This is a genomic window from uncultured Nostoc sp., from assembly GCF_964247315.1.
Taxonomy (GTDB): Bacteria; Cyanobacteriota; Cyanobacteriia; order Cyanobacteriales; family Nostocaceae; genus Nostoc.
The window spans coordinates 1-21,334 of record NZ_CAXTTT010000059.1; the positions used below are offsets into that span (position 1 = coordinate 1).

Annotated in this window: 18 protein-coding genes and 1 pseudogene; 8 read left to right on the forward strand and 11 right to left on the reverse strand. The window is 41.9% G+C overall.

Going from position 1 to position 21,334, the window contains the following annotated elements; genetic code table 11:
- Positions 1–311 precede the first annotated feature (311 nt).
- Together ACFE93_RS18295 and ACFE93_RS18300 are read left to right on the forward strand one after the other, a co-directional pair.
- Positions 312–1,562, forward strand: a complete 1,251-nt coding sequence (locus ACFE93_RS18295) for a glycoside hydrolase family 10 protein (protein ID WP_375474883.1) — start codon at positions 312–314, stop codon at positions 1,560–1,562.
- 90 nt (positions 1,563–1,652) lie between these two features.
- Positions 1,653–2,132: a cupin domain-containing protein gene (locus ACFE93_RS18300; protein ID WP_375474947.1), complete on the forward strand. Its 480-nt coding sequence runs from the start codon at positions 1,653–1,655 to the stop codon at positions 2,130–2,132.
- A 546-nt stretch (positions 2,133–2,678) separates the two neighbouring features.
- On the opposite strand, the gene ACFE93_RS18305 is transcribed toward ACFE93_RS18300, so the two are convergent.
- Positions 2,679–3,362: an ATP-dependent Zn protease gene (locus ACFE93_RS18305; RefSeq protein WP_375474885.1), complete on the reverse strand. Its 684-nt coding sequence runs from the start codon at positions 3,360–3,362 to the stop codon at positions 2,679–2,681.
- A gap of 365 nt (positions 3,363–3,727) precedes the next feature.
- On the opposite strand from ACFE93_RS18305, the gene ACFE93_RS18310 reads away from it, so the two are divergent.
- Entirely contained in the window at positions 3,728–4,786 is a 1,059-nt protein-coding gene (locus ACFE93_RS18310; protein ID WP_375474887.1) for a glycosyltransferase, read from the forward strand.
- A 129-nt stretch (positions 4,787–4,915) separates the two neighbouring features.
- On the opposite strand, the gene ACFE93_RS18315 is transcribed toward ACFE93_RS18310, so the two are convergent.
- Complete coding sequence (locus ACFE93_RS18315; protein ID WP_375474889.1) at positions 4,916–5,572, reverse strand: hypothetical protein; 657 nt, start codon at positions 5,570–5,572, stop codon at positions 4,916–4,918.
- A 345-nt stretch (positions 5,573–5,917) separates the two neighbouring features.
- Here ACFE93_RS18315 and ACFE93_RS18320 point away from each other — a divergent pair, with 345 nt between their 5' ends.
- Complete coding sequence (locus tag ACFE93_RS18320; protein WP_375474891.1) at positions 5,918–6,448, forward strand: hypothetical protein; 531 nt, start codon at positions 5,918–5,920, stop codon at positions 6,446–6,448.
- An 8-nt stretch (positions 6,449–6,456) separates the two neighbouring features.
- Here ACFE93_RS18320 and ACFE93_RS18325 read toward each other — a convergent pair whose 3' ends face one another.
- Complete coding sequence (locus tag ACFE93_RS18325; protein WP_375474893.1) at positions 6,457–7,284, reverse strand: ABC transporter permease; 828 nt, start codon at positions 7,282–7,284, stop codon at positions 6,457–6,459.
- 940 nt (positions 7,285–8,224) lie between these two features.
- Between ACFE93_RS18325 and ACFE93_RS18330 the strand changes: the two genes are divergently transcribed.
- A complete protein-coding gene (locus ACFE93_RS18330; RefSeq protein WP_375474895.1) occupies positions 8,225–8,764 on the forward strand; it encodes a DUF3172 domain-containing protein in 540 nt (179 codons plus the stop codon).
- Between the two features lie 112 nt (positions 8,765–8,876).
- On the opposite strand, the gene ACFE93_RS18335 is transcribed toward ACFE93_RS18330, so the two are convergent.
- Positions 8,877–9,641: a DeoR/GlpR family DNA-binding transcription regulator gene (locus tag ACFE93_RS18335; RefSeq protein ID WP_104906232.1), complete on the reverse strand. Its 765-nt coding sequence runs from the start codon at positions 9,639–9,641 to the stop codon at positions 8,877–8,879.
- A gap of 295 nt (positions 9,642–9,936) precedes the next feature.
- Here ACFE93_RS18335 and ACFE93_RS18340 point away from each other — a divergent pair, with 295 nt between their 5' ends.
- Positions 9,937–11,856: a transketolase C-terminal domain-containing protein gene (locus ACFE93_RS18340; protein WP_375474897.1), complete on the forward strand. Its 1,920-nt coding sequence runs from the start codon at positions 9,937–9,939 to the stop codon at positions 11,854–11,856.
- 84 nt (positions 11,857–11,940) lie between these two features.
- Here ACFE93_RS18340 and ACFE93_RS18345 read toward each other — a convergent pair whose 3' ends face one another.
- The 7 genes from ACFE93_RS18345 to ACFE93_RS18375 form a co-directional block, all read right to left on the reverse strand.
- Entirely contained in the window at positions 11,941–12,789 is an 849-nt protein-coding gene (locus tag ACFE93_RS18345) for an AMIN domain-containing protein (RefSeq protein WP_375474899.1), read from the reverse strand.
- Positions 12,790–12,877: 88 nt separating this feature from the next.
- Positions 12,878–13,360 carry a hypothetical protein gene (locus tag ACFE93_RS18350; RefSeq protein ID WP_375474901.1) on the reverse strand — a complete coding sequence of 161 codons (483 nt, stop codon included), beginning with the start codon at positions 13,358–13,360 and terminating at the stop codon, positions 12,878–12,880.
- A gap of 4 nt (positions 13,361–13,364) precedes the next feature.
- Positions 13,365–15,554, reverse strand: coding sequence for a cation:proton antiporter (locus tag ACFE93_RS18355; RefSeq protein ID WP_375474903.1), 2,190 nt, complete (start codon positions 15,552–15,554; stop codon positions 13,365–13,367).
- Between the two features lie 441 nt (positions 15,555–15,995).
- On the reverse strand, positions 15,996–17,285 hold the full coding sequence (locus ACFE93_RS18360) for a cation:proton antiporter (protein ID WP_375474905.1): 1,290 nt from the start codon (positions 17,283–17,285) through the stop codon (positions 15,996–15,998).
- A gap of 600 nt (positions 17,286–17,885) precedes the next feature.
- Positions 17,886–18,320, reverse strand: a complete 435-nt coding sequence (locus ACFE93_RS18365; RefSeq protein ID WP_375474907.1) for a hypothetical protein — start codon at positions 18,318–18,320, stop codon at positions 17,886–17,888.
- A gap of 199 nt (positions 18,321–18,519) precedes the next feature.
- The gene (locus ACFE93_RS18370; protein ID WP_375474909.1) at positions 18,520–19,266 is read right to left on the reverse strand and encodes a GDSL-type esterase/lipase family protein; all 747 of its coding nucleotides are present in this window, start codon (positions 19,264–19,266) and stop codon (positions 18,520–18,522) included.
- A 114-nt stretch (positions 19,267–19,380) separates the two neighbouring features.
- On the reverse strand, positions 19,381–19,548 hold the full coding sequence (locus tag ACFE93_RS18375; protein WP_375474911.1) for a hypothetical protein: 168 nt from the start codon (positions 19,546–19,548) through the stop codon (positions 19,381–19,383).
- 139 nt (positions 19,549–19,687) lie between these two features.
- On the opposite strand from ACFE93_RS18375, the gene ACFE93_RS18380 reads away from it, so the two are divergent.
- Positions 19,688–20,530 carry a transcriptional regulator gene (locus ACFE93_RS18380; protein ID WP_375474913.1) on the forward strand — a complete coding sequence of 281 codons (843 nt, stop codon included), beginning with the start codon at positions 19,688–19,690 and terminating at the stop codon, positions 20,528–20,530.
- Position 20,531: 1 nt separating this feature from the next.
- Positions 20,532–21,334 (forward strand): annotated as a pseudogene (locus tag ACFE93_RS18385) (hypothetical protein); the annotation flags it as partial.

Below are 21,334 nucleotides of genomic sequence, written 5' to 3' on the forward strand. Positions count from 1 at the left end.
GGAAAGCAGGGGAGAAGTTGCAGTAAGTTTTACCCCTTTGCACCTTTGCACCTCTGGCTCTTGTGTCCAATGCCCTATTTCCCATACCAAATACCTATTGGGCACAAATACTTACTAGCTGCGTCAACTATAACTATCTTAATTTGTCTGCTTTAGTTTTTTGGTGCAAAAGTTCCATAAGTAAGGAACAAACAACTACTAACTAATCAATCCTGTAGTAAGCATAAATACTTGTAAACTATATGGTTAGTAGATTCAATTTTAAAAACTAGCAATGGCGTGTGTGGGTAGCTAATGCATCATTCAAATCCATGAAATCAGTTTTTATTGTTCAAAGTTGGCGGCGTAGATGCACAGCAGCTTGTCGTCAGACATCGCTCAAGTATCTTTTTCCGATTCTCATTTTAATATCCTTTATTACAGTATTATTGGTAGACAGTTTTGCCCCTGCGATCACCGAAGGTGGGCGCTTCAGCGCCATCGCACAGATACCCCGTCAGGAAATTCGCGGGGTTTGGATGACCACTAATGATTTTGACACCCTCAAGAATCGAGACAAAGTACAGGATGCAGTGAGTCAACTGCGGCGGATGAACTTCAATACAATCTATCCTGTGGTGTGGAATTCTGGCTATGTGATGTATCCCAGTGCCCTAGCACAAAGTGCAGGTATTCAACCTTTTGTCTACAAAGGTTCAGATGGACATGATATTCTTGCAGACCTGATTAACCAAGCCCATCGCCAAGGATTGCTAGTGATTCCCTGGTTTGAGTTTGGTTTTATGGCTCCCCCAACCTCAGAATTAGCACTAAATTACCCGAATTGGTTTACACAAAAGCGGGATGGTAGCCAAACTTCAAACAGTGCGGCTGGTGAGGTGATGTGGCTCAATCCGTTCCTTCCACAAGTGCAAGAGTTTATCACCAATCTAGTGCTGGAAACTGTTACTCAATATGATGCCGATGGTATTCAGTTTGACGATCACATGAGTTTGCCTCATGAGTTTGGCTACGACCAATATACAGTTGCTTTGTACACCAAAGAAACCAAGAATCCTCCCCCAAAAAACCCCCAAGATGCGGCATGGGTAAAGTGGCGGGCAGATAAGATTACGGGGTTCATGGTAAAACTTAATCAAGCTGTGAAACAGAGAAAACCCCAGGCGATTTTCTCTGTTTCTCCTAATTACTATGATTTGGCTTACAAGTTTCACTTGCAAGATTGGCTAGGTTGGATGCGACAAAATATTGTGGACGAGTTAATTGTGCAAATTTATCGTCCCGATTTGAAAAGTTTTGTGGCAAATATTTCCCGCGCAGAAATTCAAGAAGCACAACAAAAAATTCCAACTGGAGTTGGCATTATGACAGGGTTACGAAATAATCCAGTTCCCATGCAGCAAATTAAGTCTCAGGTGCGGGCTGCCCAAGAACGAGGTCTAGGCGTAACCTTCTTTTATTATGAAAGTCTTTGGAACGATGCCCTAGAATCTTTAAATGAGCGACAAGCTGGATTTGAAAAGTTTTTTCCATCTCCTGCACTCCGCGCCAGAGTTGAATAACTTTTCTGTTTCAATACCTTTGCCAAAATAAGAGCCTACAAAAATTTAGAATTGGTATTAGCCCTCATCATTCCGTCTTACGAGGTTCTTATGTCAGAAGGAGCAAAATTAATCGCTATCAACGCATCTGATGCACCGACAAGAACTAGGCCCTCAAACTATCCTGAACCGTTTGCATCGCGTATGGTGGGCAGAGAGAAACACCCACTTGCTGACCTGTTTGGGATCGCGAACTTTGGTGTAAACCTAACACGCCTAGCTCCCCAGGCAATTTCAGCCCTTCGTCATGCTCACAGCAAGCAAGACGAGTTCGTGTACATCTTGGAAGGGCATCCAACGCTACGTACCGACGAAGGTTGTACACAACTCTGCCCAGGTATGTGTGCCGGCTTCAAGGCTGGCACTGGTAACGCCCACCATCTGCTCAACGAAACCTCAGAGGATGTTCTTTACCTTGAAATCGGGGACAGAACACCGCATGACGTTGGCAGCTATCCCGATGACGACCTTATGGCCAATTTAGAGAATGGCTTGTGGAGATTTGTCCACAAAGACGGCACACCATACTAATTTTGTCAGAGCTAGTAAAGCGATCTCGGCTCCATGTCATATAAATTTTTTGTAGTTAGGACTTACGCAAAAATCGCCCAAAATGCCAAGCTTACTTATGCATAGACATATTCATCCCGTTTCTACTCGCGTTGAACCTGGTAATTTGGCGAAGGTATTTTGTTTAAGATAATGTTAATGAGTTTGTAGTTAGCACTAAAGTTCTTACTACAAACTCTTCATTGCTAGCTTGATATAACTTCCTAACCCTCTTTTATTACTTTCGGGAGAGAATAATCTGGAAGGCTAACAACATAAGACTTTTACCAAAAATATTGATTTCAGCCATTCTGTTAGAAAATAAACGCTCAAATGCGCGTTCTATCTACAGTTCAAAATTTGGCTCTTATTTTTCTTTTCCCAGAGTGACAGGAGAGGGCTAAGTAGGTCGGCAGAATAAAACCAAACTATATTAAAAAAATCAACGAGGCTAAAACCCTCTTCCCTCCTGCCTCTTGCCTACTACCTCCTGCCTTATCCCAACGATAAATATTTACGCTCACCTATTTACTTCCCACTCCCTACTCCTAACTCAGCATGGCAATCTTCTACCGAAGTGCGTTGTCGCATGGCATTAACTAAAGCCTCGTAGCTAGACCAATTTTCTTCTAGTAGAGTTTTTGCCTGGAGGTTATGAAAACGCAGTTTTTGCTGATAAACTGATTCAGAAAAGCCTAAAATTGTCAAGACTCCTATCAGCTTGCTTTTATCATCAGTTCCACCCTCAGCATTATTAAAAACCAGGGTTTCAGCAGCAATACCCGCCATCCAAACAGTGCAGTAGCGGTCTAGCATTTGGGCGCTGATTTTACCTAGTTCTAGTTGAGATGCTAATTCGCCATCATCAAAGCTAACGCCACCTTGCCCAGGTTGCCCCTGTTTCCAAGCTTCCCAAGCGCTGAGTGTGTAGCCGGTAACAGGAATACCCAACAGGTAAGCAACTAAGAAATGCCCTGCTTCGTGATGGACGATGCGATCGCGGTGTTCTTTTGAAAAACCAGCAATCCAATCTAAAAAGATAGTACCACCCTTGCCTTGCAAGCTGAAGCTATCTAATGTCGCTATGCCTAAGATGGTGAAGGTAGCAAGTGCTGGGACTGTCGGTGATAAGTTGAAGAATGGCCCCAGCAGTACCGATAGAGTCATGAGAAAGATAGATATTGCAACTAAATTGAGGCTAGTTTGGCTCATTGAGAGTTTTCTGAGTATCTGCTTAATCTTTATTTATTATGAGGCAATGTCTACGACGGGCGTAGATGCAACACAGCTTTTGTATCAAGCTAGTTGTAGCGATCGCCTAATTTTTTCATCTCACACCTAATTAAATTACTGACTTAACATCAGTCTTCAGAATTTTGAAGTTTTACCCCGATTTATCGAGCCGTTACTGAATAAGTCTTTAAGCTAAGTAGCTGGTTACAAGCGCTATTAATCAGTAGAAAGTGGTGAATTTTACCCACTACTGACTACTTTTTAGTTGTCGCTGAAGACCTCAATAATTATGTTGATTTCTATTCAGTTACTTATCTTTATTTTTTATACACATTTCAAAGCTTATGCGAATCATACATATTTTGAACCACGTTCAAGAAATAGGTAACGGTATTGTGAATGTGGCTGTGGATCTGGCTTGTCTACAGGCGAAATCTGGTTATGAAGTCGCGGTTGTTTCTGCTGGTGGGGAATACGAGGTTTTACTAGATATATGTGGTGTCAAACATTACCAATTAGACCAAAGCAGAAAACCGATAAATACGATTAAAGCAGCTATACGTTACCGAGCGATCGCAGCTGAATTTCAGCCAGATATTGTTCATGCCCACATGATGACGGGAGTAATATTAGCACGTATTTTTAAAGGACGCAAATATGCTTTAGTTTCTACAGTCCACAACGAATTTCAGCGTGCCAGCCTGCTGATGGGTTTAGCTGACAGGGTAATTGCTGTCAGTCAGGCTGTATGTGATTCTATGATTAGGCGTGGTATTACAGAAAACAAGTTGCGGGTAGTATGTAACGGAACTTTAGGCAGTCCCCGCACCCGACAAATACAAGATTATCAACCATTACCATTACAGCATCCAGCGATCGCCACTGTAGCCGGAATGTATCAACGCAAAGGAATTGCTGAGTTAATTGCTGCCTTTGAACAAATCGCCTCAGATTTTCCTCAAGCCCATCTTTATTTGGTAGGAAATGGCCCTGATAAACAGCTATTTGAGACACAGGTACAAGCAACTTCTGTAAAAGAACGCATTCATTTTGAAGGCTTCCAACCAGAACCTCAACGCTATCTGATATCTTGTGACATATTTGTGCTTGCTTCCCACCGCGATCCTTGTCCTTTGGTACTTTCGGAAGCTAGGGAAACTGGAACTGCGATCGTCGGCACTCAGGTAGACGGGATTCCTGAAGCTTTAGACAACGGGCGAGCAGGTCTTTTGGTGCCAGTAAAAGATAGTCATGCTTTAGCTGGGGTTTTAGTGCAATTACTGAGTAATGCCGAGATGCTGGACGAGTGGAAACAGCGGGCAAAGAAAAACTTAGAGAGGTTGAGTGTTGCCCGCGTTCATCAGGAAACAATGACAGTGTATCGGGAGTTAATTACAAAATGAGGGCATTGGGGATGGGGCATTGGGCATTGGGCAGTGGATAACTAACTATTAACTGATTAACTGTCCACTCCCTGCTCCCCTGCTCCCCTGCTCCCTTGCTTCTTCGCCAGTCCCCAGTGCCCAATCCTCTTAACAGAGCGATCGCTTTAGTTTGAAAGCTACGCCTAAAGCGCCAAAGACTAGTACACCCAAAATGTTAGTTGATTCAGGAACGGCAGTATAATAAGCAGCCACCCTGATCGGCCCATCTTTATCTTCTTGCTCTACTGGAATTGGTGGAATGATTCCAGCACCTGGCGCTAGATTAGGCAGGGTAGCGAATGGATTATAAAACAAAGTTCCGTTTGGGATGACGCCACCACTAAAAGTGATAGTACTACCAGCAATAGTAATGTCTGTAAAAATATCCTTTAGTTCCGGGTTAGCAGAGTTACCAATCTTCCCATCTCCATTAACATCTCCCCACTGCACTGGTTCATTATCAAATGGTGGAGTAGAATTCGGATTACTATAGGACAGGGTTTTTAAATCAAAGACCAAGCTGTTTATATCGTGACCAGTGGCATTTAGAAAGTTATTAGCTACATCTGGAACACCATATTCTATTACTTGTCCTGGTAGATAATCTGTAAGGGTTCTTGGTTTTTTTGCATCGAGTACATCTTGATTTTTAGTCGTCACAATGGGTTCTACAAAGATGACGGCTTTTGCTGGTGTCCAAGACAAAAAACTAATTCCTGCTGCTCCGAGAACAGACAAGGCTATTTTTGTGGCAATTCTAGTCATATTTGTGTCCTTTGAATATTTATTCGTAGAATGCTATACCGCATGGTTTAAATCAAACAGTAAAAACTCACTTTGAAACTGCTATCTACCAGCTAGATAAATAGTGGTTAATGTGTGCTTGCTGACTGAGTTGATATTTACTCATAGGTTGATTTATAAAGCAATTCTTCTAATGCTTTATCACGATAACTAGTAATTTCACGCAATCTTTATAAAAAATCCAAATTAGAACTTATGCATTGACAGATTAGACAATATGTGAATTATAAGTAATTATCCTGATTCTTAATAAATTATGGTTCATTGCTATCTTAACGGGACGCTACATAGCAGGCTTGAAATGAAATGGTTATAAGATTTAGAGACTATGGCAAACGGCTTGCTGATTTTGAGCAAGAAATTTTAGTACGTTGTCCCCAATGCGATGCCTACGGCGGGCTGCGCCTACGCATTGCCAAGATATTGACTGTAAGCTCTGAGGAATCAAGTCTTAGTTGTATCAAAAGAATTACTTGTCAGCACTGTAGCTATACAAAACAACAGTCAAAGAATGGCAATCGAAAAGCCGCATTGCTACTGTGGCAGAACAATTACAAGAATAAAAGAAATTCTCGCTATGGAATATTAGACCATTTTTTTGGCTTGCCCCTGTGGCTACAAATCTCTTGTTGCGGTCAGGTGCTATGGGCATATAATGAAGCTCATTTGAACTTCCTGGAAAATTATGTTCAATCAAGGTTGCAAGAACGCTTGCCAGATGACTTATTAGGCTGGCATAATGGCAGTCTTGCCAGTCGCCTACCCCGATGGATCAAGCTGACGCAGCATCGAGAAAAAGTTTTACAGAAAATTCAACAGTTAAAGCACAGGTTGTAATCAACGCTTTAATCTTGTTGGTGAGCGAATTTATAACCACCCCACAAAGAAAGAGCGATCGCAACTACCAGCAAAATCGGTATGCTGTACCAAGGAAACTGAGACAATGGTAGATGGGCAACTGCACGCAATCCAATGCTGGCGTAGGTTAGTGGCAACAGGTAAACTAGAACTTTGAGAGCCGCTGGTAGTGTAGCAGGGTCAAAGAAAGTCGCTCCTAAGAACGACATAGGGATAATGATAAAATTATTGTAAAGTCCGACTGATTCGAGCGATCGCACACTCAACCCTACAATCACTCCTAATCCAGCAAATACCGCACAATTGAGCGCCACCAACAGTAAAAACAGTGGGTTGAGAAAATTCCAGTTTCCTGTCAACAGCAGCGCTACCAAAATCACAGAAGCGGAAGTCATCAAACCCCGCACGACTCCCGCCAGCATTTTACCGATATACAACGCTAACGGATGTACCGGAGTCAACAATAATTCCTCAAAGGTTTTGGTAAATAGTCTGTCTCCACAAATCGAAAATGTCGTTCCAGCAAAGCTAACCGTCATCGACGATAGCGCCACCATTCCCGGTAATATAAATTCCAAATAGTTGTCATAGTTACCACTAATTCCTGAACCTGGTTTGATGGAACTACCCAAACCCAAGCCAAAAGCTAAAATATATATCAGTGGCGATATTAAGCCTGATGCAGCAACTGGTAGGATTCTCACGCGTAAATCTAACCAATCTCCCCAAAAAATAGTCAGACTATCAGGTAGGAAGATTTGAAGTTGCGAAGTTTTGAACCTCTTGCCCGAAGGTAGCACTGTTTGAGATGTCACGTACTTTCAATTACTTATTAAAATTTCATTAATTTTTAATTTACATTGTTTTACATATCAATTACTAGGGGTAACAAAAATATCTCATCCTAAAAATTGAAAATTCACAACAAAAGTTAGATAGTTTAAGCATTCTGACTAGATTAATTGTGAAAACTAAATTAGCTATAGCAATCCTATCTGAGTTGTGAAAAATACTTTTTTTAACGTAGACACAAAGCGGTGAAGCAGCGCGGTCTTGGGGGTTTCCCCCATGAGCGACTGCTGAACCCGTTCGCGTAGCGTCTCCGTCAGGAGAAGGGCTTGCCGCAGGCTACCGCAGAGGCGCAAAGGACGCGAAGAAGGAGAATAAGGGAAAAAGAAATAATTTATATATGAGAATAATTAAAAATATGGTATAATTTTCAAACTGAATTCATAAATTAATTGATAAAATCAAGCAGCACAAAAAAACGCAAAGGTCATAACTAATAACAATTAATTAATCTTCAAATAAATATACTCACTAATTATTCCAAATGGAAAAAATAAGCGATTAGTATGGCTTGACATATAGCAATCCTTGCAGGAGTCGTGAAAAATGTAGATAAGAAACGAACCGCCTTCGCGTAGCGTCTCGTTAGAGAAGAACGCCAAGGACGCAAAGGGAAGAAAGAGATATAGAATTTTCACAAATAATTTAGGACTGCTATAAATTCAGCTATTATTTTAATTAGCCACACAAGGTCTGGAGCAACTTGTCTAAGGTAGGCAAACTTTCGCCACAGTGTACTATATTAAAATTTTGTCCCGATATCTAGATAAGCTCCTATTTTTCTCATTTAACAAGAATATCGCAGAGAAAATCACAGGCAATTACAGTCAAGAATAGGCATACTGAAAGAGGGAGAAAACTTTAGACCACTCCCTCCTAAATCGGCGTGAAGGTGATTAAGCAACAATGAAACGTAAATCTACTGGTAGATCGGCTACTACTTCTAAACCCTCTATTTTCCAATCCCCTCTATTTAACTTCACCACCATCGCAATTATGGGAGGGGTGTTGATTTTGGGTATTGGGATTGGCATTGCTTTTAGTTCTACAACCACCTTAGCTCCATCAAATGTAGCTTCCCGTGAATTCATTGATCTCAAAGCACCAAACCCTGAAATTTGTGTGCAGTATGGAGCTAGCGCTATGGTGACGGACGCTAGATTGTTCATTACTCTCAACCCCTTTAATGTTTATGTTTCCCAACCAAGTATGCGTCCTGGATGTGTAATTCGACAAAATGACTGGGCAATTTTAGAGCAACGTAAGCTGGTGACATCCGAGCAGGTAAGAGATTGCAAAAATCGCCTGAACACCTTTGGTTTCACAGGTAACTTGGACGGTGAGAAACCTGATATTAGATGCATATATCAGAATGAAGCCGCTCAAAACTTCTTCACTGCCCAACCAGGAGCAGTTGGAACACCTCAGCAAACGGACAGATTTTAGATTTGGGTATTGGGGTTAGTTAGGGAAGAAGTGACAGGTAACAGGGAATAATCTGTACCCTATTCCCTTATTCAATCCCCAGTCCCTAGCGATCGCATCTTCTTTCATCAGCTCATTCGTACTCATCACGTATAATTGTCAAACCTAAAGCTTTATAGGCACTTAGCATATTATTAGATACTGTCGGTGCGGTTACTAAGTAAGTCAGGGCATGAATGGACTCCACTAGATAAGGAGCAGCTGTATCTAATTTTTCTGCTGTTACTAATCCTACTACCTCAGCTGATCCAGCAATCATGGCTCGTTTGACGTGCGCTTCGTCTAGGTTAGGCACACTAATCCCAACTTCTGGATGCAAACTGCAAACTCCTAACATGCACAAATCTGCACGAATCATCCGTAATGTCTCAATTGTGACAGTACCCACGTTCACCAAGGCTTTTTTGTAGAGTTGTCCACCTAGCATCACAACCTCTATATGGGGATGTTCTGCTAAAGCAACAGCAATTGGCGGACTATTTGTGATCACTGTTGCGTGCAAATCTAGGGGCAAATGACGGGTTACTTGGAGAGTTGTCGTACCTCCATCTAAAATCACCACCTGTCCTGTACAAACTAATTTTGCTGCTGTCCGAGCGATCGCTTCTTTTTCTTTTGGCGCTTGCTTTTGGCGATCGGCATAACTGGCTGTGGCTGGAGATTTAAGCAGCGCTCCCCCATGAACGCGTTGCAAAAGTCCAGTTTCTGCCAGTTCTCGCAAGTCCCGCCGAATCGTATCCTCAGAAACCTTGAGAACAGCACTAAGTTCTGTTGAAAGTACTTTTTTATCACGACGCAGAATTTCTAAGATAAATTGCCGTCGTTCAGCAGTTAGCATAATTAATTTTCCTGAAATTGCGTTTTTAAACTTGAAATTGCACGTTTGTGAGTTTATACTTATTGATAAGCAAGTCTTTGTACGGTAATCCGTAACTTCAATTGAATTCAAGCACATTCATGCACAATTGAATGTATTGATTTTGGCTTTTGATGAAATCACACGGTTCCACAATGGTTCTGAGTGGTTGGCTTGAGCTTGGATAATTGTTGCCCATCGGGGTTTTAACAATTTTTTTTGTAGTGCGATCACGCGTTCCCTCTGTTCAAATTGTTTTTTATTGAATCAAGAAATCATGACTATTACGAATTCCCAATTTCCAATTGATCTCGGTGCTTACAAACCTTTAGCGCTCAATCCCGCAAATTCCAGCCTCACCGCCGAACAACGAGATACTCTCAAAGCGAATATTCAACTTTGCCGAGATGCGATCGTCTTTTTTACAGCGACTGGCTCTGCTAGCGGAGTCGGCGGTCATACTGGCGGGCCATACGATACAGTGCCAGAGGTAATGATTCTTGATGCCTTTTTCCGGGGAGCATCGGAGCAATTTGTACCGATTTTCTTTGATGAGGCAGGACATCGAGTTGCCACTCAATATCTGATGGCAACATTGCATGGTGATTTACCTGCCGAGCAACTTTTACGTTATCGGCAAGCACATTCCAATTTACCGGGACACCCAGAACTAAAACTAACTCCTGGTGTGAAATTTAGTTCTGGGCGCTTGGGTCATATTTGGCCTTACATCAATGGTGTGGCAATGGCGAATCCAGGCAAGGCTGTTTTCTGTCTCGGTTCTGATGGATCGCAGCAAGAAGGCAATGATGCTGAAGCTGCTCGCTTGGCTGTTGCTCAACATCTTAACGTCAAGCTGCTCATTGATGACAATGATGTAACGATCGCCGGACATCCTTCTAAATATTTACCTGGTTTTAATGTCGCCAAAACCTTAGAAGGGCACGGGTTGAAAGTACTTCAGGGAGACGGGGAAGACTTAGACGATTTATACCGTCGCCTGAGCGAAGCTGTGAATACTCCCGGAGCGATCGCTCTGATCAATAAACGCCCGATGTGTCCTGGTATTGAAGGTTTAGAAGGTTCCATTCATGGCCATGATGTAATTCCTGTAGATTTAGCAGTTAAGTATCTAGAATCTCGCGGACAAACTGCGGCTGTCGAATACCTTAAAAGTATTGAGAAACCCAAACAAACATATACGTTTCTGGGTTCCAGTGACAAATGGGGCGCTAACCGTAGTGTGTTTGGTGAAGCCGTGGTGGGTGTCCTCAGTCGCATGAGTGAAGCGGAGCGTAAAGAAAAAGTCAAGGTTATTGATAGCGACCTAGAAGGCTCCTGCGGTTTGAAGATAATTCATGAAACATACCCAGAAATATTTATTTCCTCCGGCATTATGGAACGGAGCAACTTCTCTGCTATGGCCGGATTCGGGATGGACAAGGGCAAGCAAGGTATTTTTGCGACCTTCAGCGCCTTCTTAGAAATGTGTATCTCAGAAATCACAATGGCACGGCTGAACTATTCCAATGTTCTGTGTCATTTTTCCCATGCAGGTATAGATGACATGGCAGATAACAGCTGCCACTTTGGTTTGAACAATATGTTTGCCGACAATGGCTTGGATGATGGCTACCCAACACAGTTGTACTTCCCGGCAGATAATAATCAAATGACAGCTTGTGTAGAAGCTGTGTTCTTTGAGCCGGGACTGCGGTTTATTTTCTCCACCCGTTCCAAAGTGCCCAATATTCAGGACAGCAACGGCAATGACTTCTTTGGAAGTGGCTACAAATTTGTTCCTGGTAAAGATGAGGTTATACGAGAAGGGACGCAAGGCTACATTATCAGTTTTGGCGATGCTCTCTATCGTGCCGTTGATGCTGTAGAGCGTCTTAAGCAAGAAGGGTTAGACGTTGGTTTGATTAGCAAAACAACTTTAAATACCATTGATGAAGAAATGATTACCAAAGTTGGTAATGCTCCTTTTGTGCTTGTAGTAGAACCCTTCAACCGTCGCACTGGCTTAGGTAGCCGTTTCGGCTCTTGGCTACTAGAGCGGGGGTTGACTCCCAAATATGCCCATCTTGGAACTTATAAAGAAGGTTGCGGCGGTTTGTGGGAACAGTACCCATATCAAGGTATCGATCCAGTCGGCATCATCAACAAGGTAAAGGAGTTAGTTGGAAAAAAATAATTCATTTATTAGGGCATAGCGCATAGCAAATGGGGCATTGGTTCCATTTCCCATGCCCCATGCCCCATGCCCAATTCCCTATTTTTATTTAGTTTTAGGTAAAGGTTGACCAAACTCAATGATCTGGGGATCGGGAGCATTGGGGATTGTTGGAACTGGAAATTCTGATATTCCTAAAGGAGGAATGTTATTTAAATTATTGGGTTGATTTGGGAAAGAAGGAGGGGGAAGAATCGAAGCAGGTTGTTGAGAGGATGTATTTGGATTTAAAGGAGGTACAGTGACAAAAGGCTGCCCTGAATTAGTAGTAGTTGAGGGCAGTTGATTGGATGGAGTCGGAACTGTGAGTGAGGGCGATTGTGGATTAGTAGTTACAGGTGGGTTACTAGGCGGCTTTTGGAGTGTTTGAGGTTGTTTCTTGGCTGAAGCTGCGGACTTTCCTGGTTTTACGGCAGTAGTTTTTTTACCAGAAATAACCGGACGTAACACCCAGCGAGTGGAGTTTTTTCGGGAAACGGGTTGTAGTTGTACCTGTTTGGGATTAAAAACAGTTCCTGCTGCTAAATCTAAGACAATACGTGTATCGTTTGCGTTCAGTTGAGAAATGCGAATGCTTTTGATGGCTCCAGAATAATTTTGTTGCGTGGTAATTTTGCCCAACTTAGTATTCGGTAAATCTACAACCAGACGAGAGGGTTGTGCTAAGTAGAAATAACGAGGGGTTGTGCCTGCTGAAAGGGTGATTTCGAGTTGCTGTGTCTTGGGAGAAAAACGCCAATTATTTAGCTTTGCCCCTGGTGTAGCAGCAGTAGTGCAAGTTTCGAGGGCGATCGCTGCATAAAAGCCTAATATACTGATGCTAAATAACTGCTTGCCCCATTGATAAAATTGCTTAGTCTTTAGTCCCCGATCCATTCTGTTTATTTGCTCCATAAAACTCATACAATGCGCTCACATTGCTGTTTACTTCGCGCTTCCAATCCCGTAGACGCGATTAATCGCGTCTTCACCCACTCCCCATTCAATTAGCTTTTTGGGGCACAGCCGTAAATTTCAGAGTTTGTGGAATACCATTTACGGTTAATTGACCTGTCATATTAGCTTTATCCACAAGTTGCATTTGAATTGTGACTGAGTTCAGAGGATCGTTTTGGGGGCGAGGAATATTACAAAGGATTGATCTGCCTACTTTCCCAGATAAATTTAATTGTTGATTTCTGAAAATGCCTGCCAGAGAGTGCTTTTCATCAGTGTCGGCTTTAGCGTTTGCCGGTAATACAGAGGCATTTAAGTAAATACCTGACTGCTCAATGTTTAACGTCAGAGTATCCGATTTTTCACAATTAGGCAAATTCTCCGCTAGGGTTAGACGATACCGACCGCTAATTGGAGGAGGAGCCTTGAGATTGTTTTCTCCGTAAGCACTGACAGTTTTAAACAACAGTAGTACTGAAATTATTGCTACTCCGTAAAACGTTAAAGATTTGAAGTTGAAATGATTCATGTTCTCAACTCCTCAATGTTGGCTCTTGACTACTAACCTCAGTAAGTACAGAAGCCAGATGAGCGCTGACTTGACTGTAGCGGCGGGTAATCAGCAAGGAGGAGGAACATTGAATGGCTAGTTGATCTGTATATCTTCCCAAGGTTTGACGCTCGATACCCCAAGTGCGACTAGTACCAGCAATTGTCAAGTCTACATTTTTTGAGGCTTCGACTACAGTTTGGATTGCCTCTGGAGTTTGGACAATTTTGATTTCGATGCGATCGCGTACACTACTCGGTAATTGCTCCATCATCGTATTTAATTCGTAACTCAATTCATCCTTGAGCTGATTTTCGGGTACAACCTGCAAAACCTGTAACAGACAAGTCTCACGGTTAATTAGCAGTCTTAGAGCTATTATTAGCGCTAGATCGTCATGAATATTTGCCGAATAAGGCACTAACAAGCTTTCTAAGCGATCGCTTCCCTTGTCTATAAACACTGCAACATCAACTGGTGCAGTAGTGAGCATTTGACCAACTCTTCCACCTAAGCGGTTACTACTAAAAGCTGGGCGGTGCCATCCCACAAGAATTAAATCAGCTTGTTTAAGTGCGGCAATCTGTGCAGTTTCCCGTGCCACATTACTAGATGTGCGAACAATCGGACGCACATGAGAGCGTATTTCTACTGGTTCGAGAGTATTAATCAATTCTTCTAGCTGCTGGCGGCGCTGGGCAATTAATCGGTCTGCTTCAACTGGCGTACTTTCAAAGGCATAATCTTCTTCAAATTCAATCAAGCTCAGAGGGTTAACAACGGCGGGATGTCGGGAGTTGAGAGCGATGCTTGCAGCCAACTGTAACAAGCCTTTTTGGGTACTCGGATTCGCCACTGGCACCAAAATTCGGTAGAGACGAATGTAAGTTTCGGCATTAGAAGCGCTGGTAGCCGTTTCTGCTTCTAACTCCGGTTCCACCACATCTAACCTAATCAGCTTTTTCGGATATGTCCATTCCAGTAGTGGCGAGGTCATGAAGGTAGTTACCAATGCCATAATTACCAGCATGGTAAATATTAAGGGGGAAATTACCCCTAACTCTAAACCAATGTTTAGCACTATCAGTTCGGTTAAACCGCGAGTATTCATTAACCAACCGAGTGCCGAGGCTTCCCGTTTACTAATGCCACTCACACGGGCTGCTACATAAGTACCAACATATTTACCTGCGATCGCCACTCCTAAAACCAACGCACACAAAAGCCATAATTCGGGACGGTTGAGCAAGCCTATCTGCGTTTTTAAACCACTGTAGGCAAAAAATATAGGCAGCAAGAAAATTAAGACAAAATCTTCCGTTTTGACTGCTAATTCCCGCACTAAATCTTCATTTTTGGGCATGGCTGCTCCCAGCAAAAATGCCCCAAAAATTAAATGAATCCCAATTAATTCGGTGATTAGTGCCGACGCAACCACGCCCATATAAATCCCAGCTAGCAGTAATTGGCTGAGTCGTCCCGCACGGAGGTAGTGTTTGGCAAGGCGTTGCAGGAACCAACGACCTGCTGTCAATATCAAGCCGATGTAGACGATGCTGGCGATAATTGTGGGTATGGCACCAGCAAAGTCACCAGTTCGAGCAACGGCGATCGCTACAGCCAAGAGACACCAAGCTGTGACATCATCCACTGCTGCACAAGTTAACGCCAAAGTTCCTAAACGCGTTCCTTGTAAATTGTTTTCAGTAATGATTCGCGCCAATACTGGGAAGGCAGTAATCGACATCGCCGCCCCTAAAAACAAGGCAAAGGCGGTGAAAGATACGCTAGCGTTAGAAACTAGGGGATAAAGTACCACCGCTAGCAATGTTCCTAGAGAAAACGGCACCAAAATGCTGACATGAGAAGTTAAAACTGCTACTTCTAATTGGCCGCCGAGGTATTTGGGATTTAGTTCTAGCCCAATCAGAAACATGAAAAATATTAGTCCCACCTGAGACAAAACATTCAGAAAAGGAAAAGTTTCTGGTGGAAACAAGGTAACTGCTAGATGGGGAGCAACTAAACCCAATAAAGATGGGCCAAGCATAATCCCGGCGACAATCTCACCAATTACCAGAGGTTGCTTAATGGAACGGAATGCTAGCCCTACTAGCCGTGAAAGCCCAATAACAATCAGCACCTCAACCAGAACGAGAATAACTATGTGCATGGTTTCCTCAAAATTAACTATCTGGTTTCCCTAAGATAATTCTTTAAAAGAGTGGGAAATGTCAAGCTTGTTAAATATAACTAAGAGTAATTTCTGCTTCGTTGTTATATGAATTATTGTTAAGATGCAGTTGCAGCCGTTAAACATCAATTCTGATGATTTTAGGAGCTACATCTCGAAGAACTTCCAAATTAACAATAGCAATAAAACTAGTTAATCGGTAGTCAATTTGTAGTAGTGCTTAAACACCACTACAAACAAATTAGCGTTTATCTGGTAATCCTATTTAATTTGCTCTTTGCTGAAAAGATTCAGATCCCCGACTTCTTTAAAGAAGTCGGGGATGTTTTTATTCATAACTTATTTAGGATTGCTATAACCATAGTTAAAGCAGAGAATCTTACCCAATTACTAATTAATTAATTTTATATTTAAATTTACTTAATTATAATATTTATCATAGCTTGTACCGTGCAATAAAAAGGCAATCAGTGGTGATGCCATTAGGGTGGTAATCACTGCCATAATAACCATGATAGTGAATAAAGTTGGGGTAATGATACCTTGTTCTAAACCAATGTTGAGGATGATTAACTCCATCAAACCACGAGCATTCATTAAAGCGCCAATCGTTGCAGATTCGCGCCAATTTTCCCCGGCTAATTTTGCAGCTAACATACAAGCAACACCTTTACCGAGAATTGCGAGCGCAATAATTAACAACGTAACTCCCCACAAAGTAGGTGTGTTTACCAAGCCAATTTGAGTGTTTAATCCAGAGAAGACAAAAAATATTGGTAACAAAAAAGAAGTAGTTAAAAACTCCGTATATTGGCGAATTTGTTGGGCGAATTCTCCGCGTGGTGTCACTGCTCCCAACACAAAAGCACCGAATATTGCATAGATACCTGTAGCATCGGTAAACCATGCACAAAACATCAAAATTATCAACATCAAAGTTAAGGTTTGTTTGTTCACACCTGCATCGCGTTTTGTCATGCGTGTGAATGCTTTTAGTAGAGGTTGACCGAGAAAAATTGCAAATAGCACATAGCAAATGCCACCACCAATTGCTAATATGGCAATGCTCAAAGAATTTTTCACGCTAGCAAGTACAATCGCCAGCAAACACCAAGCAACTGCATCATCTACCGATGCTGCACCTAAAGCCAAAGTACCGAAGCGAGTTTGTGCAAGACCGCGTTCGTAAAGAATACGAGCTAACATCGGGAAAGCCGTAATTGTCATCGACGCACCTAGATACAAAGCCGCTGACCAAGGCATGACTTTTGGTTGAAAGAAATCGCCATTGTGATAAAACCAAAAAGATGCGATCGCTCCTAAAATAAAGGGAGTGATAATCCCAGCCGCAGATAGCAAACTTGCACTTTTGATATGATGTTTTAAGAGTTTGGTATTGAATTCTAAACCAATCAAAAACATATAAATTACCAACCCAATCTGGCTGATAGCATATAAAATCGACATTGATGGATTGGGTATTTTAAGTCCGACAGCAGTGATGATGGGAAGCTTAGGAAATAGCCATTGCTGAAAATCTGGTGCAATCAATCCTAAAAGTGATGGCCCTAGCATGACACCTGCAATCATTTCGCAAACAACATCGGTTTGAACAAGATAGCGGCGTCCTAAAATCATAACAATGCGACAAGTAGCTAAAATAACTGTGAGTTGCAAAAATAGCTGAATAACCAGATCAAAATTTGACATTGCACTTCCTTAATTTGCGTCTCTGCATTGAAGAATCTCCCTAGACTCCAAAGCTTGTCCTGTTTTTACTCATATATGACTACTACATCAGCACAAGTGCCAACTTTGTAAACATCAGATAACTGTTTTTAATTTGATGAGATACAAGAGGCAATGTGTTGCTTTTATTTCCAAAGTTATAGCAGTTGCCATGTTATTCTTAGGAACGCAAACAACTGTACGTCAATACAAGATATTGCATCCAAACTAAAACCGCCATATATGGTTTTTTATGATTTGTTAATTTGCGACTTAGAGGATGTTTGAAAAGTCATGATTGATGTATCAAATATTTTTTACCCCACCCTAACCCTCTCCGTATGTATTGGGGAGGGAACCAGATTTTTCTTGTTTCCCCCCTTTACAAGGGGGGATTAAGGGGGGTAATAATGTAATTAAAATTACACACAACTATTTTTAAAACATTCTTTATAACCTTTTTCATCTATTGGAGGCACAATCGACTATAGGAACGTACAAATTTACGTCCCTAGCCTACGGTTGAATTACCTGAGAATTACTGTAATTTTTAATTAAACTAATTTCTGATAATTTGAGATTTTATAACCACTCTCCGCCCCGAAAACGCCAACGGAGGAAGATAATTCGCATCAGGCTTTGGGAACTAATAAAAACTGCTATCCACACGATGCTATAGTGCAATAAAAAAGTACCTGGTGACAGTTCTTCCTTAGGTAAAGGTATTGGTAATAAGCCAAACAGTTTGACTCCACAAAAAACAAATACTAATTCCCATATACCAGCTAAGAGTTGATAAACTGCGGGCCAATCCCTATCCCAACGGGATTTTTGCAAATAGTCATAAAGCACATCCCAGCCTATGCCAAAGATGGCAACATAAGCAAGTATCCAAAAATAAACTGAGTTAGCACCAGGGCCAATCCAACCTATTGCAAAAGGCAAAGATACGAGTACACCGACAGTTGCCAGTAATAATAATCGAGTTTGCCAGCGACCTAATAAAGTTGGTGTCATAGGAGTGCTGAGTTAGGAGTAGAAACGCGATTAATCGCGTCTGTACAGGAGTTAGGAGTAATGGATAATATAGAGAAATTAGAGTTTTTATAGATAGATTTTGAATTGTTCATTAAAAATTTAGGAAGATTGTGGTGCTTTTTACGAGGATAGCAAATACGATGATATTAGCTAGCCTCAAAGCACCAACACATCATTATTAGGATGGTTTAAGGTGATAATCAAATTGAGAATGGTAAGCTGCATTGGCAAAGTCCATTGAAAGTATGGCATCCCAATTGATTACATCTTCTAACAAAGCTTGATAACCTAGAGTATTGGGATGAAGTCCATCTTCACTCAAGCGTTTGAGTCGCCAACTTTCACCGCGTTCCATCCATTGCTCAAAAATATCCAAATAGGGAATCTGCCGTTTGGTGCAAGCAATTCGAGTTGCTTCTTTGTAGCGGTACTGGTCGGCATGATTATAGTAAAAACAATCTAAAAATGGCATTTTGGCTTCATCTACTGGCACCATGCCCACAAATAACACAGGACAGAGTTGCTGTGCTAAATCTAGCAGAGAGGCAATTTCCTTTTCAAATAAGGTAAAATCTGTGTAACTTCGACCATCAGGACGCGCTAACCGTGCTGAGTCATTCACCCCCACTGATAAAATAATCAAATCGGGAACACGATTTCGCAGTTCACCCCGGTGGCGAAATTCAACTTCTAGTCTTTGGGCTACTTGTTGGGTGCGATCGCCTCTTACCCCTAAATTATAAAGAATATGACCGCCACTATCTGGCAACATCCACCATCGCCGTAGTTGCTCAATCCAGCCTCCTTTTTCCGGGTCGCCGAATCCATAAATTAAGCTATCTCCCAGTGCGACAATCTTCATAGGCTGAAAGTGATTTGGTGGTAAAGACCGCTGCATTGAGGAAGAAGCGAGAAATGTGTGCATTTAACAACTATATTTTATATCTTTACAAGATTCTATACATTTCTATACCATAGATGGCTATCTTTAGTGTTCAAGCATATATGGGGTTTCTACTTGTTGATATGGTTGCAAGAGTTAATATTGCCACAGTTGAGCCTCTGAGGTCGAACGTTGAGCTTCTGGGGGTGAACGTTGAGCCTCTGAGGGTGAATGTTGAGCCTCTGAGGGTGAATGTTGAGCTTCTGAGGGTGAATGTTGAGCCTCTGAGGGTGAACGTTGCACCTTTGAGCTTGAAAGTTGCACCTTTTATACTGAAACTTGCGCTGCTAAATACGTCTGGGACAATAAATCACCATGCTATTTTAATATTCGCTCCGATGGTCGCAATCGACCGGAGCTATTTCTTGAAAGTATTCGCAAACAATTAATTAAGCGTTACCAGTTGCAGAATGCCCATAAGGCTAATTTAGCAGATTTACTAGAACAGGTTAGCAAAAAACTGACTGCTGGCGATCGTCTGGTAATTGTGGTTGATGCGCTGGATGAAGTCGAACAAGAAACAGGGGGGAATCTTTTAGATTTACCGCCGTCGCTTCCTGAACACGTCTATTTTCTGCTGACTAGACGACCATATACCATAGATAAAAAACGCTTGTCTACACCAGATGTCCCGGTAGAGGAGCTAGATTTAAGCGCAACTAAGTATGTTGATTTGAGTCGTGAAGACATTAAGGAGTATATTCGGTTCTTTTTGAATGTCGATGAAGACTATAAGAAAGCACTTAGACAATGGATTCAAGACCGCAAAGTTGATGAGAATGATTTTGTTGAGCAGGTAGCAACTAAGAGTGAAAATAATTTCATGTACCTGCGTTATATTTTGCCAGGAATTGCTAAAGGTGACTATAATGACCTGAGTTTAAAGCAATTACCCGATGGCCTAAAGGATTATTATCAAGTTCATTGGGTACGTATGGGGATGGATGAAAAGCCCCAAGAAGAAAAAGTATTTATCCTGTTTATTTTAGTGGAGATTGGCACACCAATTACCTGTGAGATGATAGCGGCGATCGCCAAACAGGATGAATATGATGTGCAAATAGTTTTAGATAAGTGGGTTGAGTATTTGAAGCCGCAGGATATAAAAGGAGAAATCTGCCACAGCATCTATCATGCAAGTTTTTTGGACTTCTTGAAAGCAAAACGGGTTTTGGATTCCAAACGGAAGCTATTTCAAGAGGTTAATCAACGCATTGCGGACTACCTTATCAGGAAGATGGCGTGAAATGGGAGAATTTGCTGACAAGTTAGCGGCACAAAGTCCCGCTTTTCAACGTGTTTACTTGGGTAGTTTAGCTCTAAGCTTGGTGAAGTCGGGAAATTTAGAGAAGTATTACAAAACACTGACTGATTTTGATTTCATCACTGCTAAGATTAACCATCCTGAGTTTGGGGTACAGCCGCTAATTGAAGATTATGATTTGATTGATCATAGTGAGATGTCTAATAACTCAGAATACAACTTTAAAAAAGGCACAAGTCTGAAATTGATTCAAGGTGCATTGAGACTGTCAGCGCATATTTTAGTCGCGGATAAGCGGCAATTAGCGAGTCAATTGCACGGACGGTTACTAAATCAGAAAATGCCAGAGGAAATTCAGGCATTATTGGCACAAATAAAGCAAAGGACAACTACCCCTTGGCTGTGTGCCTTGACCCCTAGCTTAACCCCACCAGGAGGACGCTTACTCCCCACCCTCAAAGGTCACAGTAACTCGGTAAATGCCGTCGCTGTCACCCCCAATGGGCAACAGGTGATTTCTGCCTCACGGGACAAGACCCTCAAAGTCTGGAATCTGGCAACAGGAAAAGAAGGATTTTTTACTTTTATTAGGAATCTGATCACCAGAAGAAAAATATTTACCCTCAAAGGTCATAGTGACTCGGTAAATGCCGTCGCCGTCACCCCTAATGGGCAACAGGTGATTTCTGCCTCCAATGACTCCACCCTCAAAGTCTGGAATCTGGCAACAAGAAAAGAAGGATTTTTTACTTTTATTAGGAATCTGATCACCAGAAGAAAAATATT

What these genes read in the sequence shown, in the direction of transcription:
- ACFE93_RS18295 (WP_375474883.1), top strand. Translation starts at nt 312, where the DNA reads ATGAAATCAGTTTTTATTGTTCAAAGTTGGCGGCGTAGATGCACAGCA.
- ACFE93_RS18300 (WP_375474947.1), top strand. Translation starts at nt 1,653, where the DNA reads ATGTCAGAAGGAGCAAAATTAATCGCTATCAACGCATCTGATGCACCG.
- ACFE93_RS18305 (WP_375474885.1), bottom strand. Translation starts at nt 3,362, where the DNA reads ATGAGCCAAACTAGCCTCAATTTAGTTGCAATATCTATCTTTCTCATG.
- ACFE93_RS18310 (WP_375474887.1), top strand. Translation starts at nt 3,728, where the DNA reads ATGCGAATCATACATATTTTGAACCACGTTCAAGAAATAGGTAACGGT.
- ACFE93_RS18315 (WP_375474889.1), bottom strand. Translation starts at nt 5,572, where the DNA reads ATGACTAGAATTGCCACAAAAATAGCCTTGTCTGTTCTCGGAGCAGCA.
- ACFE93_RS18320 (WP_375474891.1), top strand. Translation starts at nt 5,918, where the DNA reads ATGGTTATAAGATTTAGAGACTATGGCAAACGGCTTGCTGATTTTGAG.
- ACFE93_RS18330 (WP_375474895.1), top strand. Translation starts at nt 8,225, where the DNA reads ATGAAACGTAAATCTACTGGTAGATCGGCTACTACTTCTAAACCCTCT.
- ACFE93_RS18335 (WP_104906232.1), bottom strand. Translation starts at nt 9,641, where the DNA reads ATGCTAACTGCTGAACGACGGCAATTTATCTTAGAAATTCTGCGTCGT.
- ACFE93_RS18340 (WP_375474897.1), top strand. Translation starts at nt 9,937, where the DNA reads ATGACTATTACGAATTCCCAATTTCCAATTGATCTCGGTGCTTACAAA.
- ACFE93_RS18345 (WP_375474899.1), bottom strand. Translation starts at nt 12,789, where the DNA reads ATGGAGCAAATAAACAGAATGGATCGGGGACTAAAGACTAAGCAATTT.
- ACFE93_RS18350 (WP_375474901.1), bottom strand. Translation starts at nt 13,360, where the DNA reads ATGAATCATTTCAACTTCAAATCTTTAACGTTTTACGGAGTAGCAATA.
- ACFE93_RS18355 (WP_375474903.1), bottom strand. Translation starts at nt 15,554, where the DNA reads ATGCACATAGTTATTCTCGTTCTGGTTGAGGTGCTGATTGTTATTGGG.
- ACFE93_RS18360 (WP_375474905.1), bottom strand. Translation starts at nt 17,285, where the DNA reads ATGTCAAATTTTGATCTGGTTATTCAGCTATTTTTGCAACTCACAGTT.
- ACFE93_RS18365 (WP_375474907.1), bottom strand. Translation starts at nt 18,320, where the DNA reads ATGACACCAACTTTATTAGGTCGCTGGCAAACTCGATTATTATTACTG.
- ACFE93_RS18370 (WP_375474909.1), bottom strand. Translation starts at nt 19,266, where the DNA reads ATGCACACATTTCTCGCTTCTTCCTCAATGCAGCGGTCTTTACCACCA.